Source organism: Campylobacter concisus (genome assembly GCF_902460895.1).
Classification (GTDB): Bacteria; Campylobacterota; Campylobacteria; order Campylobacterales; family Campylobacteraceae; genus Campylobacter_A; species Campylobacter_A concisus_BC.
In genome coordinates, this window is the sequence record NZ_CABPVL010000003.1 from 19,273 (window position 1) to 35,974 (window position 16,702).

Genomic DNA, 16,702 nt, shown 5'->3' on the forward strand with positions numbered 1-16,702 from the left:
CTTCTATGCGACGCCCACTTGGGTTTTTAAATTTACGGAGATAATATGAACATTCTCATAATAGGAAGTGGCGGCCGCGAATACGCCATTGCTCTAAAACTAAAAAGCGAAAAAAATATAAATTTATACTTTGCGCCTGGAAATGGTGCGACCTCACGCCTTGGTGAGAATTTAAACATAAAAGACTTTCATGAGCTAGCAAATTTTGCCAAAAAAAATAGTATCGAGCTAACTATCGTGGGACCTGAAGCGCCTCTTAGCGAAGGCGTGGTGGATATCTTTAAAAAAGAGGGTTTGCTCATCTTTGGACCAAGCAAAGCAGCTGCTAGACTTGAGGCTAGCAAGGCCTATATGAAGGACTTTTTAGCTAGAAATGATATAAAAACTGCAAAATATTTAAACACAGACGATAAAGAAAAAGCATTTAAATTTATTGATACCCTAAGCACTCCGATGGTTGTAAAGGCTGACGGACTTTGCGCTGGAAAAGGCGTGATCATCGCAAATTCTAAAGAAGAAGCCAAAGAGGCAGTTAGTGACATGCTAAGTGGGGCTAGCTTTGGTGATGCTGGTAAATTTGTGGTGGTTGAAGAGTTTTTAGACGGCTTTGAGCTTAGCTTTTTTGCCATTTGTGATGGCGAAAATTTCGTAAGCTTGCCAGTGGCGCAAGACCACAAACGCTTGCTTGATAACGACGAGGGTCCAAATACTGGCGGCATGGGCGCTTATGCTCCAAGTCCGCTTGCTTCAAAGGAGCTTATAAAAAGGGTCGAAGAAGAGGTGGTAAAACCTACACTAAAAGGGATGAAAAAAGAGGGCAGTCCGTTTTGTGGAGTGCTTTTTGTGGGGCTGATGATCGTGAAAAATGAGCCTTATGTGCTTGAGTTTAACGTGAGATTTGGCGATCCTGAGTGCGAGGTCTTGATGCCATTAATCGACGGAAATTTGAGTGAAATTTTACTAAACGCTGCAAAGGGTGAGTTAAAGCCTATTAGTTTAAAAGATGAATTTGCTGTTGGCGTCGTGATGTCTAGCAAAAATTATCCTTATAAAAGTAGCCCAAAGGCTAAAATTTCGGTTTTAAATGATGTAAAAGATGCCCATATAGCTTACGCAGGCGTGAGCAAAGAGGGCGATGAAATTTATGCAGATGGGGGCAGAGTGCTAGTCTGCGTGGCGACTGCAAAGAGCATAAAAGAAGCACGTGATAAGGCCTATGAGCTTTGCGAAAATGTCAAATTTGACGGAGCACACTATAGAAAAGATATCGCTTGGCAGGCTCTAAAATGAGTATGCAGATAGAAGAGAAGCTTCAAAACGAAGAAATTTCACTTGCCCCTTTTGCTAAGAGGATCATGGCGTTTTCTATCGATGAGACCATAGCTGCATTTCTTTTTATGATCATCTATTGGGAGTCACTTTCTACTAGCACTAACTATGATGATGCTAGAAATTTAGTATTAAATTTATTTTGGCAGATCAACCTGCTAAAAGTCATCTATCACACATTTTTTGTTTGGTATTATGGCGCAAGCCCAGGGCAGATGATAACAAAGACGATGTGTATAAATGTAGAAATTTTAGATAAACCAAATTTGACTCAAAGTCTTGTTAGGGCGATATTTAGGATAGTTAGTGAAGCTTGTTTTTATCTTGGCTTTGCTTGGGCGCTTTCAAACCCTGCAAGGCAGACGTGGCAAGACAAAATAGCAAAAACAGTGGTGATAAATGCGTAAAATTTTATTTTTAATTCCGGTTTGTGTTTTTAGTTTAAGTGCAGCAGTGCAAGATGTACAGCTATTGGCTGATGATGTGAAGCAAGATAGGGGCATCGTAACGGCAAATAAAAACGTCGTAGTATATTCGCAAGAGTATCTTGTGACGGCTGATTGTGCTGTTTATGATCAAAACAACTCAGTCATTGAGCTCTTTGGCAATGTCAATATGATGAAGGGCAAAGATGAGGTCTCTCGCTCAAACTACGCTAAGCTAAATTTGAAAAACAACAACGCTGCTTTTGAGTCACTCTTTATGATGAACAAAGACATGGAAGTGTGGATGAGAAGCGATGAGAGCAGCTCAGATAGCGAGTACTACAGAGTAAGAAAGGCGATGGTTTCAAGCTGCAACGTCCAAGATCCTGACTGGAGCATCACCTCAAGCTCAGCCATGCTAAACAAACAGAGCAAATTTTTGCACCTTTTTAACCCAGTCTTTCGCATAGCAAACGTGCCAGTCTTTTACCTACCATACTTTGGCTTCTCAACCGATACTACAAGAAGGACAGGCCTTTTGCCACCAGAGCTAGGATACGGCAAGTCAGAGGGCTTTTACTACAAGCAGCCAGTCTATTTTGCACCTTATAATGAGTGGGATCTGGAGTTTGATCCGCAGATAAGAACAAATAGGGGCACTGGAATTTACGGTGCTTTTAGATTTACTGATTCGCCTGATTCAAGAGGCGAGATCAGCTTTGGTTCATTTACTGATAAAAACAGCTACCGAGCCAAGCAAAAAAGCGAGACTTCAAACAGAGCTGAGCTAAAAAACAAAACTCACAAAGGTGTCGGACTAAAATATGAAAGAGATAAACTCATAAAATATCTTAGCGAGGCCGATCTGCAAGAGGGCATGTGGATAGATGCAACCAAGCTAAATGATATAGACTATCTAAATTTAAAGGGCAGAGATGATGACTACGACTCGCTTGTCACCTCTAAATTTAACTACTTCATAGCAAATGACGATCACTACTTTGGCGCCTATGCAAAATACTACATAGATACCGAAAAGATCGGCTCAAAGAACGAAAACAAAGATACGCTTCAAGAGCTTCCATCGCTTCAGTATCATAAATTTACAGACGATATAGTCTTGCCAAACATCTTATATTCAATCGATCTTCAATCGCATAGATATGATAGAAAGATAGGCGTTAGAGCAACTCAGTATGAATTTACGCTGCCAGCTTCAGTGCATGTGCCACTATTTGATGATAGCTTAACATTTTCATTTTACGAGTACCTTTACGCTTCAAGGATAAACTACGAAAACAAGATAAATTCATTTGATGACAAAAGAGAAGATAAGCACGCAAATTTTGTAAATAACTACCATAAATTTGCTCTTCACACAGACCTTGCAAAGGCGTATGAGAGCTTTTATCACACTTTAAATTTTGGTGCTGAGTATTTGCTACCAGGGTATAGAAAAGGAAATTTAGACGACGAGTTTATCTATGACAAAGATCTAAATGAATATGAAAATTTCTTAGCTCAAGATCAGAGTAAAGAGGAAGTTTCTGGCTATTTGACGCAGTATTTCTTTAACGGCAGTGGCAGAAAGGTTGTCAAACACAGCATCTCACAAGGTTACTACACAAAAGATGATGAGTATTCAAATTTAAAAAATGCCATCTATCTATATCCGTTTGAGAATTTTAGCCTTTACAACAAGCTTGAATACTCACACAAAGATAGAGAGCTTAAAAAGGTGCAAAACGGACTTTACTATACGCACGATCTATTTTGGATAAACATGCTCCATACGATGAAAAAGAGCGACAGCAAGGCTAAAAACAGCGCAACAAAAGATAGCTACTTTACCAGCAGTGCAGGTGTAAAACTCCCGCATCAATATAGCCTAATCGGCGGCTGGCAATACGACCTTGAGAGAAGCTACACAAAGAGCTGGAGAGTTGGTGTGCTTCATCAAAGAAAGTGCTGGAACTACGGGCTAATTTATCAACACGATGTCGAGCCGACAACAACGACAAATGGCTCAGCCTCAACTAAGAAAAGCGGCATCTACTTTACTATAAATTTCTATCCGATGGGCGGCTTGCACTATGACTTTTCACAAAGCAGCACCACTTCATCAAGTAGCAAATAAGATGGCTAGATAATGGCAAGCGTTAAATTTAAAGATCAACTAGATGCAGCTAATAAGCTCATCGAGATCTTGCCAAAAAAAGAGCTAAATGACGCTAAGACGATAGTTCTTTGCATGTCGCTTGAGTCAGTTATCCTGACTGATGTGGTTTGCAGGGGGCTAAATTTAAGCTATGAGATGCTCTTTAGCGAGCCAATCCCTGCGCCAAACAACAGTGAATGTGACGTAGCGATAGTTAGCGAAACTGAGGATATCGTGCTAAACGATCCTCTTATAAAAGCTTTTAACATAAGCTATGACTACATCTACGGCGAGGCGCATAGAAAATATGAAGAGAAAATTTTAAAAAATGTCTATAAATATAGAAAAGGAAATTTGATAGGAGAGCTAAAGGGCAAGAATATTTTACTGATCGATGAGGGGTGTGAGACTGGCATGACGGCACTCATCTGCATAAAGACGCTGCTTGATGTGAAGGTAAAATCTATCTCATACGCAACGCCGATGATAGCCACCGATGTCTTTGCAAATTTAAATGATATGGTCGATGAAATTTACACGATAAACAAGATCGTTGATTTTATCGATGTGGATTCGTATTACGAGAAAAAGATCGAGGCTACGAGCGAGCGCATCATGTCGATATTAGAAGAGAGCCCTCACTATTTACCGTTACAAAAACAACAAGGAGATAAAAATAATGCAATATAGTATAGAAGTCAATAATCAGGTCGAAATTTTTGACCTTAATAAAGTAGCTAAACAAGCTAGCGGAGCAGTGCTTTTAAGGGTGAAAAACACCGTAGTTTTAGCAACTGTGGCAAGAGAAGATGTGCAAGTTGAAGAGGACTTTTTGCCTCTAACTGTGCAATACATCGAAAAAGCTTACGCTGCTGGTAAAATCCCAGGTGGTTACGTCAAGCGTGAGACCAAGCCAGGCGACTTTGAGACGCTAACAGCTCGCATCATAGATAGATCACTTCGCCCACTTTTCCCAAAAGGCTATGCATATCCAACGCAAATCGTTGTCATGGTGCTTTCAGCTGATCCTGAGGTTGATTTACAAGTTGTGAGCCTAAATGCGGCTTCAGTTGCACTTTACCTTAGCGACATCCCTGTAAATCGCCCAGTTTGTGGTGTAAGAGTTGGCTATATAGATGATAAATTTGTTATCAATCCAAGTAACTCTGAGCTAAAACAAAGCGCGATCGATCTTTATGTTGCTGGCACAAAAGATGAGCTTTTGATGATCGAGATGAGAAGCTTACCTCAGCAAACTACGCAGCTCATACCGATGGTAGCGATCGAGCCGATGATAGATCCTAGCCTAAGCGATAGTATGGCGCAAAAGCAAGTGATGAATGAATTTAGTGAAGATAAGATGGTTGAGGCGATCGACTTTGCTGGCAAGGCTATACTAAGAGCTAGCAGCGCTTATGAAGAGGCGTTTAAAGAGCATAAAAAAGAGGACGCCGCACTTGAGCTAAAACCAGAGATAGAAAACGAAAATATCGCTATTTACATCGATAAATTTTATAAAGCAGAGGTTAAAAACGCGATCAATCAAATGGCAAAGAGCGAGCGTGCAAGCGAGCTTGGCAAGATCGCTAAACAAATTTCAAGCGATGAGGTAGCTCAAAAAGAGGGCTGGGACGAGGCTGTCATCTCAAATGTTCTTGGTAAATATAAAAAGAAAATAGTAAGAGAGCAGATCATAAACGAGGGCGTTAGAGCCGACGGACGTGGGCTTGAAGAGGTTAGACCTATTAGCATCGAGACAAACGTGCTTCCAAATGCTCACGGCTCATGCCTCTTTACAAGAGGTCAAACTCAGGCGCTAGTTGTCGCCACTCTTGGCACAGATAGCGATGCTCAGATGTATGACATCTTAACTGAAAAAGCTCCTTTGGTTGAGAAATTTATGTTTAACTACAACTTTCCAGGCTTTAGCGTCGGCGAAGCAAGCCCACTTAAAGCTCCAGGCAGACGTGAGCTTGGACATGGCAATTTAGCCAAACGTGCCCTTGCACCAAGCATCGATCTAGCTTCTCCATATACGATAAGGGTCGTTTCAGAAATTTTAGAGAGCAATGGCTCAAGCTCTATGGCTAGCGTTTGCGGTGGTTCGCTCGCACTTAGAGCTGCTGGGGTCAATACCCAAAAACTAGTCGCTGGTGTTGCGATGGGTCTTATATTTGAGGGCGAGAAACACGCAGTTTTAACTGATATCATGGGTCTTGAAGACCACGACGGCGATATGGACTTTAAAGTTGCTGGCACAAGTGATGGCATCACAGCGCTTCAGATGGACATCAAGCTTGGAGGCATCAGCTTAGAGGTGCTAAAAGAGGCGCTTTATCAAGCAAAACGCGGCAGAGAGCACATCCTTGCTCTAATGACACAGGCTGATAAAAACATAGAGATAAACGAGGATGTATTGCCAAAACTTGAGCTATTTAACGTTGATCCAAGCAAGATCGTAGATATCATCGGTCAAGCTGGCAAAACTATAAAAGAGATCATCGAGAAATTTGAAGTTTCGATCGACCTTGATAGAGAAAAAGGCGAGGTTAAAATCGCAGGCGGCGCTAAGAAAAACGTCGATGCAGCAAAAGACTACATCATCTCGATCACTTCAAAAGAGAACTCTCGCTCATTTGGCAAAAAGCCGTTTAAACACGACAAAGAGCGCGTAAAACCGACATTTAATATCGGAGATGAGTTTGTTGGAAGCGTAAAAAGCGTGGTTGATTTTGGAGTATTTATCGAGTTAAAAGACGGTGTTGATGGTCTGCTTCATATCTCAAAGATAAAGAGCCCATTAAACGTAGGCGATCAGGTAAAAGTGTGTGTGAGCGAGCAAAAAGGAAACAAAATTTCGCTCTCTTTGGTTGAATAAATTTTTAAAGGATAGATGATGAAATACAAAAAGTTGCTTTTTCCAATAGGAGCAGGGGACGATATCGAGCCAAGAATTTACGGTGCTTTAAAGGTTGCACAATGGTTTAAAGCTCACATGGAGATCCTCACTTGCCAACTAGATCCAAGCGTGGTTTATAATATGAAAATGACGCTTCGTGGTGGAGTGCTTTTTGAGGAATTTTTAAAATCAGCCAAGTCTGAGCTTGCTGTTGAGCACGAAGAGAACGAAAAGCTTTTTAATAAAATTTGCGCCGAGCTTGGCATAAAGGTGAGCGATGAGGTCATCGAAGATGTCTGCACTGCAAATTTCACGATCCATAATGGAAAAAGAAGCGCCATAGTTGAGCAAGAGAGTAAATTTTGCGATCTAGTTGTAGCTGCAGTGCCACTTGATGGCAAGATCACTGGTACGTTTGAGTCAGCTGTTTTAAAAAGTGGCAAAAATGCGATCGTGATCCCTAGAAAGATGCGTGATTTTAAAGCTGATAACATCCTTGTAAGCTGGACAGGAACTACTCAAAGCTCAAGAGCCCTAACTGGCGCGATCGATCTTTTAAAGAGTGCTAAAAAGGTTCAGTGCATCACTTCAAAAGCAAGCCTTGGCGATAACGCCGAGCTAAATCTTAAAAAACTTGAAGAGTATTTTAAGGTTCATAATATCAGTGCTAGTTTTGAAGTTATAGCAACTACAACGATACCTGGCGAGGCACTTTTAAAAGCTGCAAATGATAGAAACGCAGACCTCATCGTAGCTAGCAGATACGGTGAAAATGGACTAATGGAGATGGTTCTTGGTGGAACATCAAGATTTTTCTTAGAACATACAAATATCCCAGTTTATCTATAATGGATTGCGGCTTTGTCCGCGATCTAATTTTTTAAAAATAATTTTTTGTTTTACAAATTTTAAACTTTCATTCACTCGCAAGAATTGACTACTAAAATTTGGCTTCGCTTGTAGCTTAGCTCAAATTTTAGAGCCGAAATTACTCGCTCATGAAATTTTAAAATTTGCTCGAGTTTTTTAACTGCATGCGATTGTGCTAGCGCAGCGCATGCAGTTTAAAATTTTATCGAGGTTAAATTTGACAATGTGATTTGCCAGCTCTAATTTTTAAATTTCTCAAACGCTAAATAGCGCAGTATGACAGCTTAACCAAGCGCTTTGCTCTTGCCACAGACTGAAAATTCTCTAAATTTTAAAGCTCCCATTAAGCTTTCATCAAGCGCCTTATTAGCCAAAATTTTGTAAAATCCGCTCATTAAAAAGGATAAAAAATGAGTGAAAATTCTGGCTTTACACACCTACATTTACACACCGAATACTCCCTACTAGACGGAGCAAACAAGATAGAAGAGCTAGCTCATACGCTCCATGACAGAGGCGACACGGCAGCAGCGATCACGGATCACGGCAACATGTTTGGCGCGATTGATTTTTACAAAAAGATGAAAAAAAATGGTATAAAACCGCTAATTGGCATCGAAGCATACGTGCATAACGGCGAGCAGCTTGACGACAAGAGCACCAAACAGCGCTTTCACCTCATCCTAATCGCCAAAAACGAGACTGGCTATAAAAATCTGATGTATCTTAGCTCCATGAGCTACATCGAGGGCTTTTACTACTATCCTCGTATCAATAAAAAAATCTTAAAAGAGCACAGCGAGGGCCTAGTTTGCAGCTCTGCTTGCTTGCAGGGCGAGGTGAGCTGGCATCTAAATTTAAGCGAGCGTAACGTTAAATTTGGCGCTAAAGGCTACGAACGGGCAAAAGAGGTCGCGCTTGAATATAAAGAAATTTTTGGAGATGACTTTTACCTTGAGATCATGCGCCACGGCATCGGCGATCAAAGGCGCATAGACGATGACATCTTGCGTATCGCAAAAGAGACTGGCATCAAGGTCATAGCTACAAACGACACCCACTACACTTTTAAAGAAAGAGCCGCTGCGCACGAGGTTTTCATGTGCATCGCGATGAACAAAACTTTAGATGATCCAAACCGCCTTCGCCACAGCGTCCATGAGTTTTTTGTCAAAAGCAAAGAGCAGATGAATGAGCTATTTTTAGATATCCCTGAAGTGATAGAAAACACCCAAGAGATCGTGGATAAGTGCAACCTTGAGATCAAGCTTGGCAACCCAACTCCGCCAAATTTTAAATTTACTCTTGAGTGCGCTAAGGAGAGAAATTTGACCCTCCCAGAGCCAGAAAACAGATATAGCTTCAAAAATGACGCTGTTTTTTTCGAGCATGAGTGTAGAAAGGGCCTTGAAGAGAGGCTGAAATTTGTCCCTGAAAATTTACACGAAGAGTATAGAAAGCGCCTTGAGATAGAGATCGGCATCATCAATAAGATGAATTTCCCAGGATATATGATGATCGTTTGGGACTTCATAAATGAAGCCAAGCGCAGAGGCGTGCCAGTTGGTCCAGGACGTGGCTCTGCGGCTGGTAGCTTGGTCGCTTACTCGCTAAAGATCACCGACCTTGATCCTATCCCATACAACCTGCTTTTTGAGAGATTTCTAAACCCAGAGCGTGTTAGCATGCCAGATATCGACGTGGATTTTTGCCAGAGCAGACGCGGCGAGATCATCGACTACGTCACGCAAAAATACGGCAAATTTAACGTTGCTGGCGTTATTACATTTGGTAAGTTGCTCGCAAAAGGTGTCATCAGAGACGTTGCTAGGGTTTGCGACATGCCTTATGCGGAGGCTGATGCGATGGCTAAACTTATCCCTGATGAGCTAAACATCACGCTAAAAGATGCCTACGATAAAGAGCCAAAGATAGCTGAGCTAATAAGTCAAAACCCAAAGGCGGCTAAAATTTGGAAATTTGCCCTTGATCTTGAGGGGCTAAATAGAAACGCCGGCCAGCACGCAGCGGGTGTTGTCATCTCAAACGAAGAGCTTTGGAACAAAACCCCGCTATTTCGCCAACCAAACAGCCCAGAAGATCGCTTTGTCACGCAGTATAGCCTCAAATACCTTGAAGACGTTGATTTAATAAAATTTGACTTTCTTGGTCTTAAGACGCTAACGGTTATCGACAATGCGATAAAGCTCGTTAAACAGCGCACTGGCAAGGACATCATCTGGGAGCAGGTCGATAAAAACGACTCTGGCGTTTATAAAATGATACAAAGCGGCCAAGCCATCGGCATCTTTCAGATAGAGGGTGAGGGCATGAGAAAGCTAGGAACTAGCCTGCGCCCAGACTGCTTTGAGGATATCGTCGCGATGCTAGCGCTCTACCGCCCAGGACCGATGGAGAGTGGCATGCTTGATGACTTCGTCAAAAGAAAACATGGCGAGGCGGAGATAACATACGCATTTAAGGAGCTTGAGCCGATCCTTGCGCCAACATACGGCGTCATCGTCTATCAAGAGCAAGTCATGCAGATCGTGCAAGCCATAGGCGGCTTTAGCTTAGGCGGTGCGGACCTTGTGCGCCGTGCGATGGGTAAAAAGATCAAAGAGGAGATGGACAGGCTAAAGGGCGAGTTTGTAAAAGGTGCTGAGGCAAAAGGGTTAAATGGCCAAAAAGCGGATGATCTTTTCGAGCTGATCGTTAAATTTGCAGGATATGGCTTTAACAAGTCTCACTCCGCAGCCTACGCTTATGTCACATTTCAGACGGCTTATCTGAAGGCTTACTATCCGGCTGAATTTATGGCGGCACTTCTAACAAGCGAGGAGAGTAACGTCGATAAGATCGTTCGCTACATCGATGAGATAAAACGCATAAACATCGATACCTTGCCACCATCTATCAACAAATCAACCAAAGAATTTAGCGTCGTTAAAAATGGCGAGCACGATGGCATTATATTTGGACTTGGAGCGATTAAGGGCGTTGGCGGAGCAGCAATTGAGAACATCATCGCTGAGCGTGACGCAAAGGGCGAGTTTAAGAGCATGGATGACTTTGTCTCAAGGATCGATCCATTTAAGGTCAATAAAAAGGTCTTTGAAAGCCTCATAAAAGCTGGCTGCTTTGATGAGTTTGGCTTTAGTCGCAAGATGCTTTTGCAAAATGTGGAAAATATCGTAGAAGCTTGCAAAAATGCAGCCCAGATACGTAAAAACGCGGCCGAGAGCCTCTTTGGCGAAGATGATAGTATGAATGATGTGAAGATAAATTTCGTCACTATAAATGATGAATTTGACATCAAGCAGATCTTGAAATTTGAACAAGAGAGCGTTGGTATCTATCTCTCAGGCCATCCGCTTGATGACTATAAAGACGAGATAAATAAGATCAAATATACGCTAAGCTCGGAGTTTGAAACCTTGCCACAAAGTGCTGAAATTTTGGTTGTTGGCAAGATCGAGGACTTTAGCACGAGGATCACAAAAAGTGGCAAAAAAATGGGCACTATAAATGTGCTTGACTTTCACGGTAACATCGAGATCGCAGTCTTTGAAAGGGAGCTTGGCAACATCGAAGATATCGTAAAAGACGAGGCAAAACGTGATCTGCCTTATGCATTTAGGATAAATATCTCGCGCGACGATCAATTTGTAAGGACAAATTTAAATGAGGTTTATAGCCTAGAAGATGCGCAAAATTTAGACTTTAAGACAAGAAAGCTAAAGCAAAACTCCAAATTTAGTAAAAATGAAGAGGCGAGCGCCCCTCAAAAGGTAAGAGAGTATGCCGAGCTAGAGGTGCTTTTAAGCCTTAGCGAGCTTAGCAGGCAAAAGCTGGAGCAAATTTACTCGCTAGTTTTTAGCAAAAATGCTCCAAATAATCAAAAACGGCTAATTTTGAAGATAAAAAATGAAACGACAGGCGAAATTTTCATCTATAAGACTGAATTTATCGTAAGCGATGATGTGGGCGAAGAGATAGAAAAGCTAGCAGCTTCGGCGTAAATTTAAGGACAAGAAATGTTTGATATTTTTAGAAAAAAGAGCTATTTTTTAGATGAGCTTGGCATAGATAAAAGTAACTGGAGTGAGCTTTTTAGCGCTTGTCTTGGCAGAGCGATGCTGCTTCAAAAACGGCTTTTTAAGCAAGTGGTTGAGGCTAGCAAGTGGCAGGCTGACTTTGAAAGTGGCAAAATTTGCTTTGACAAGCAGGAGTTTGATATGCAGTTTATCGGCTCTGAGAGCTTTTCGTCAAACACTTGGCTTTGGGGCTATGAAAATGTAAATGGCTTTGATGAGCGCTTGCTTGGCCTTGCAAACAGGGCGCGTGAGTTTGGTGAGAAATTTGGGCTTGAAGCGTTTAGTACGGCGCAGTTTGAGCTGGACGAAACTGTAAATGGTCATACGCTCAGCATGGTCGCTTGCGTGGCGCTTGGCGAGGAGCTAAGCTATTATAGGATTGATTACGACGGAGGTGCTGCGTACGTTGCATTTAGGGTGGAGGTAGTCTTTAAAGAGCCAGTTTTAGCAAACGAAGTAATAAGCGTAGTAAATGAGTGCATAAGTGCCTATGAGCTAGACCACAAGCTTTTTATAAAAGGGCTTTTGCTGGGCTGCGAGATAAAATTTGAGGAAAAACTTAACGAAATCGTAGCTAATTTTCAAGACAAAGTAAGTTTTACATTTGATGATCTTAATAGGCTCGTAAATATTTCAGGTGCGATTTAGCAATAATTCAGCTATATTTTTAAGCCTAAATTCATAAAGCAGGTTTGAAATTTTATCCGATGAGTTTAAATTTAGTCCAAGATCACTTGCTAACATTTTGTAATAAATTTGAGGATTTTGGCTTAGATCTATTGGCGTCGACTTGGAGCTTTTAGAAAGCTTTTTGACTCCGTCTAAAAGTAGCTTGTGGTGGATAAATTTAGCATTTAAAAAGCTAAAATTTAGCCTTTTTGCAAGGTATCTTTGAGCTAGCGTGCAAGGCAGCAAGTCCTCGCCTCTAACGACTAAATTTACCCCCATATCCTCATCGTCTATGATACTTGCAAAGTTGTAAGCTGGGGTAAAATCCTTTTTATAAATGACAAAATCGCCCATCTGCGCTGCCACTTGCCTGCCAAGCTCGTCGTTTTCATCCACGCTTAGTCTGATAGCGGTTTTGTCTTTTATAAATTTTAGCTTTTTATCTTTGCAAATTTTAGTGTAAATGCCGTTTTCATAGGCATCTTTGGTAGCTCTTGTGCACTCACAAATGTAAATTTCACCTAGCTTTTCAAGTGCGTTTTCGTATCTTTTGGCTCTTGTTTTGAAGCTAAAATTTTGCTCAAAGTCATCTATACTTTTAGCACCTTTGTCGTAATCTAGCCCCAGAAATTCTAAAACGTCAAAGATATTTTGAACAAATTCGCGCCGGTATCTGCCAAGGTCATAATCATCAATCCTTAAGTGCAAAACGCCGCCCAGTGAGCGCGTCAGAAGATAAGTCAAGATGAAATTGTAGGCGTTGCCAGCGTGTAGGTAGCCACTTGGCGTCGGAGCTATGCGAGAGACTATGCCACCAGATGGTGGCAAATAGTCATTAATCCCTTGGTCTAGCCTCATTTACTCTTAAAGTGCGTCCGCCAAGTTCTTTTTCATTTAGTGCGTCGATCGCCTTTTGGCCCTCGTTCGCGTCGTCCATTTCAACAAAGCCAAAGCCCTTTGAGCGGTCTGTCTCTCTATCTTTTACGATTTTTGCGCGCCTTACTTCACCAAATTGTGCAAAAGCTTCCTTCAACTCTGCCTCTGTCGTTCTATACGACAAATTTCCTACATAAATGTTCACAGGATTATTCCTTAAAAAAATTATCGATCTGATCGATTAGAGAAATAATAGCTTATTTCCGTCAAAAAGATGTAAAAACCAAGAAAAATATTACAAATTTTTAAAAAATATCCTTAAATGCAACAAATCGCAACAATACGGCATTATAATATCTATCACTAAACAAAATTTATCCTTAAGTTTAAGTAGAATAATTAAATAAAAAATTACAATTTTTTTATAAACTATTTATAAAGTAAATCATTTTTTACTTTATGGTAAGCCTCTTCGCCAAGCAAATTTTTCACTATAAAAAGCGCAAATTCCATAGAAAAAGCTGGTCCCTTGCCAGTGATGATGTTTTGATCTTTTAGCACGTTTTTATCGCTCACGTAGCCTCTTTTGTCGCTTCTTACATTTTCTTCAAAGCCAGGATAGCAAACAAAATGCTCTTTAAGCACACGAGCTCGCTCAAGCACCATAGGAGCGGCACAAATGGCACAAATTAGCTTACCTTTTTTGTCAAATTCTTGCAAAATTTCTCTTAACTTGGTGTCATTTGCGAGATTTTCTGCACCAGGCAGACCTCCTGGAAGCACGATCGCATCATAGCCTAGCTCCTCCACCTCGCGAAGTGTGACATCAGCTTTTACATTTATATTGTGAGCACCCCTGATCTGCGCGTCCTTCAAGCTAGCGATAGATGCTATCGCACCTGCTCTACGCAAAACATCGACGGAGGTTAGTGCCTCGATCTCCTCAAAACCATCAGCTAGGATTACGGCTACCTTTTTCATAAAATCGTCCTTTCTCGTGTTATCTGTTTGTTAGGATAAATTTTATATAATCAAAGCTTATTTCACAAGAAAGGACAGAGCATGCAAGTAAAAATTATTTACTGCAACTCTTGAAACTATCGTCCGGTAGCTTCTCGTGTAGAAGATGAAATAAAAGCGAACTTTAGTGATGCAAGAGTCGAGTTGGTTGTAGGAGATGGTGGAAATTTCATCGTCGAGGTTGATGGAAACGTTATCTTTTCTAAAAAGGATCGCATCGGAAACGATGAGTCAAGGTTCCCACACGGCGAAGAGATCACAACTCTTATAAACAAATATCTCAAAGAAAAGTCGGCTTAATGCTAACTAGCGGGGCAGGCAACTGCCTCGTTTTATTTTTTTGCCTAAATCCCACTCTCTTTTCTTAGTAAATTTATCTCATCTATTACCATTTGTGGCTTGAGTTCTTTCATGCAAGCATGCGTTTTTAGCGGGCAAACTCGCTTCATACAGGGCATGCAAGCTAAATTTAGATGCACTATCTTTGCAAATTCATTACCCCATGGCGAGGTTTCGCTAAATTTTGTCGGTCCAAAAAGAGCGATCGTTGGCACATGAAAGGCGGCAGCTACGTGCATAGGGCCGCTATCGTTTGTGACGAAAATGCCATTTTTACTAAGCCCAGCTATGCGCTCGCAAAGCTCTTTGACACTGGTTTTGCCAGCCAAATTTTGGCAAGCTACGCCATTTTCTTTTAAAATTTGCTCTATTTTTTCACAAATTTCTTGCTCGCCTTTGCCACCAAAGATAACGATCTCAAACTCATCTTTAAAATTTAAAGCCACATGTGCAAAGTATTCTGGATACCATCTTTTCGCACTTCCGTAGCTCGCACCTGGATTTAGAGCTAGTGTTTTTTTAGCTGAAATTTGAGGTGTAAAATGTAGCTTTAGCTGAGTAGAAATTTCGCTTAGGCCTAGGGCATTTTTTACAAAATTTGCATATTTTAGCACCTGATGAAGGACGGTTTTACTCTTTTTAAAGATGGCTTTTTTCTTAGCGTTTATAAAAAATAGCAAAAATTTACTAGCAAACGAGCTTCTAAAGCTAAGAGCTAGGTCAAATTTACCAAGACTTTTAGCACTTTTAGCAAGGGATAAAAGTCTAAATTTAGCCTTTTTGCTCTCATCAACGACCACTTTTTCGCAGTTTGGATGGCTTTTGTAAAGCTCGCAAGCTACAAATGAGCCAAAAAAAACGATTTGTAAATTCTTCTCATTTTGCACCAAATTTTCGATCGCAGCGCTTGCCATCACGCTATCACCAAGCCAGGTTGGAAGCTCGATAAAAATTCTCATTTTAAGACGTCTTTTATCACTTCAAGCGTAAGAGCAGCATTTTTTTCGATGCTAAAATTTAAAGAAAGCTCGTAAGCCTTCTCTTGCAGGCTCGCCATAAACTCGTGCTTTGTGAGAATTTCATCTATAAACTCCAGCGCGCTTTCGTCACTTGGGCTTTGAAGTACAAATTTATCTTCTAAAATCTCGCCAGCGCCATTTTGAGCCGTCGTAAAGACCACGTTTTTAAAGCTAAGCGCCTCTAGCACGACATTTGAAAATGGTTCATAGTGCGTTGGAAAGATAAAGATATCGCTCGCCTCATAAAATTTCGCCGTACTCTTTTGCTCGCCGACAAAGTAGGCGTTTAGTCCAAGTTTTTTAGCTAGGCGTTTGTAGCTTGAGATGTTTTTATCTTTGCCGACAATGAGCGTATTTACGGGCGTTTTTAGCTTTGAAGCAAGGAGTAAAAACTCTTTTAGCCCCTTTCTTTTAAAGCCATTTCCTACAAAAAGTAGGGTCGCAAGCTCAAATTTAAGTCCAAATTCCTCACAAAGTGCAAGCTTTGCCTCGGCTTTTTGCACTCTTTGGGGTAAATTTACGCCGTTATAAATGGTCGTGATCTTTTCAGACTCTATGCCGTAAGTCGCGATGATCTGCTCTTTTATAAAATTTGAGTTTGTGATGATCTTTTGGGAGTTTTTAAAGCATCTTTTCTCTAAGTATGGATAGACGAAATTTAGTGGGTTTAGCCACCAAAAGCTCTTTGTCGCCCTATAAACCTTGTGCACGCCGTCTCCTGCTCTATAGATATCGGCGCAGCTTACTCGCTCTAGGCTAAAATAAAACTCATCCTCTTTTTTTTGGCGTTTTACTTGGCGGTTAAAATTTAGAGCTTTTTTCCAAGAAGATATGCCAGCATCTCCAAGATATGAGCGAATTTCTGTTTGGATATCAAGCTCATTTAGGGCCTTAACAAGCCTTCTTAAGTATCTTTCAGCACCTCCAACTGCGTTTGGATTAGTTCTTAAAAATACTATTTTTTTCATCTATAACTCCTAAAGCCAGTGCCCAGATAAGTA

At 41.1% G+C, this 16,702-nt stretch carries 14 protein-coding genes; 9 read left to right on the forward strand and 5 right to left on the reverse strand.

What is annotated here, in order from left to right:
• The first annotated feature begins 45 nt into the window (after positions 1-45).
• The 8 genes from purD (at position 46) to F3G98_RS05980 (ending at position 12,426) form a co-directional block, all read left to right on the forward strand.
• On the forward strand, positions 46-1,290 hold the full coding sequence (gene purD, locus F3G98_RS05940; RefSeq protein ID WP_103608243.1) for a phosphoribosylamine--glycine ligase: 1,245 nt from the start codon (positions 46-48) through the stop codon (positions 1,288-1,290).
• Positions 1,287-1,736, forward strand: coding sequence for an RDD family protein (locus F3G98_RS05945; RefSeq protein ID WP_103608244.1), 450 nt, complete (start codon positions 1,287-1,289; stop codon positions 1,734-1,736). Before purD ends, F3G98_RS05945 begins: the two co-directional genes overlap by 4 nt.
• On the forward strand, positions 1,729-3,891 hold the full coding sequence (locus tag F3G98_RS05950; protein WP_149725881.1) for an LPS-assembly protein LptD: 2,163 nt from the start codon (positions 1,729-1,731) through the stop codon (positions 3,889-3,891). The genes F3G98_RS05945 and F3G98_RS05950 overlap by 8 nt, the downstream gene beginning before the upstream one ends.
• A 12-nt stretch (positions 3,892-3,903) precedes the next feature.
• On the forward strand, positions 3,904-4,602 hold the full coding sequence (locus tag F3G98_RS05955; protein ID WP_002941705.1) for a sodium:proton antiporter: 699 nt from the start codon (positions 3,904-3,906) through the stop codon (positions 4,600-4,602).
• Entirely contained in the window at positions 4,592-6,790 is a 2,199-nt protein-coding gene (locus tag F3G98_RS05960; protein ID WP_103608246.1) for a polyribonucleotide nucleotidyltransferase, read from the forward strand. The genes F3G98_RS05955 and F3G98_RS05960 overlap by 11 nt, the downstream gene beginning before the upstream one ends.
• A gap of 18 nt (positions 6,791-6,808) precedes the next feature.
• Positions 6,809-7,660 (forward strand): universal stress protein, encoded by an 852-nt coding sequence (locus F3G98_RS05965; RefSeq protein ID WP_087582804.1) that lies wholly within the window; start codon positions 6,809-6,811, stop codon positions 7,658-7,660.
• 431 nt (positions 7,661-8,091) lie between these two features.
• A complete protein-coding gene (gene dnaE, locus F3G98_RS05975) occupies positions 8,092-11,703 on the forward strand; it encodes a DNA polymerase III subunit alpha (protein ID WP_149725882.1) in 3,612 nt (1,203 codons plus the stop codon).
• A gap of 15 nt (positions 11,704-11,718) precedes the next feature.
• Positions 11,719-12,426, forward strand: coding sequence for a DUF6882 domain-containing protein (locus F3G98_RS05980; RefSeq protein WP_103645559.1), 708 nt, complete (start codon positions 11,719-11,721; stop codon positions 12,424-12,426).
• Here F3G98_RS05980 and F3G98_RS05985 read toward each other — a convergent pair.
• From F3G98_RS05985 to F3G98_RS05995, 3 genes are all read right to left on the reverse strand, one after another.
• A complete protein-coding gene (locus tag F3G98_RS05985) occupies positions 12,412-13,305 on the reverse strand; it encodes a glutamate--tRNA ligase family protein (RefSeq protein WP_149725883.1) in 894 nt (297 codons plus the stop codon). The genes F3G98_RS05980 and F3G98_RS05985 overlap by 15 nt on opposite strands.
• Positions 13,283-13,528: an RNA-binding regulator gene (rbp, locus tag F3G98_RS05990; RefSeq protein ID WP_009294719.1), complete on the reverse strand. Its 246-nt coding sequence runs from the start codon at positions 13,526-13,528 to the stop codon at positions 13,283-13,285. Before rbp ends, F3G98_RS05985 begins: the two co-directional genes overlap by 23 nt.
• A 224-nt stretch (positions 13,529-13,752) precedes the next feature.
• Positions 13,753-14,304 (reverse strand): DJ-1 family glyoxalase III, encoded by a 552-nt coding sequence (locus F3G98_RS05995; RefSeq protein ID WP_149725884.1) that lies wholly within the window; start codon positions 14,302-14,304, stop codon positions 13,753-13,755.
• Positions 14,305-14,385: 81 nt separating this feature from the next.
• Between F3G98_RS05995 and F3G98_RS06000 the strand changes: the two genes are divergently transcribed.
• Positions 14,386-14,643, forward strand: coding sequence for a SelT/SelW/SelH family (seleno)protein (locus F3G98_RS06000; protein WP_257639680.1), 258 nt, complete (start codon positions 14,386-14,388; stop codon positions 14,641-14,643).
• A 44-nt stretch (positions 14,644-14,687) separates the two neighbouring features.
• Here the strand turns inward: F3G98_RS06000 and waaF are convergent, their stop codons facing one another.
• Both waaF and F3G98_RS06010 read right to left on the reverse strand, forming a co-directional pair.
• On the reverse strand, positions 14,688-15,641 hold the full coding sequence (gene waaF / locus F3G98_RS06005; protein ID WP_103608252.1) for a lipopolysaccharide heptosyltransferase II: 954 nt from the start codon (positions 15,639-15,641) through the stop codon (positions 14,688-14,690).
• Positions 15,638-16,669 carry a glycosyltransferase family 4 protein gene (locus F3G98_RS06010; protein WP_103608253.1) on the reverse strand — a complete coding sequence of 344 codons (1,032 nt, stop codon included), beginning with the start codon at positions 16,667-16,669 and terminating at the stop codon, positions 15,638-15,640. Before F3G98_RS06010 ends, waaF begins: the two co-directional genes overlap by 4 nt.
• Positions 16,670-16,702 lie beyond the last annotated feature (33 nt).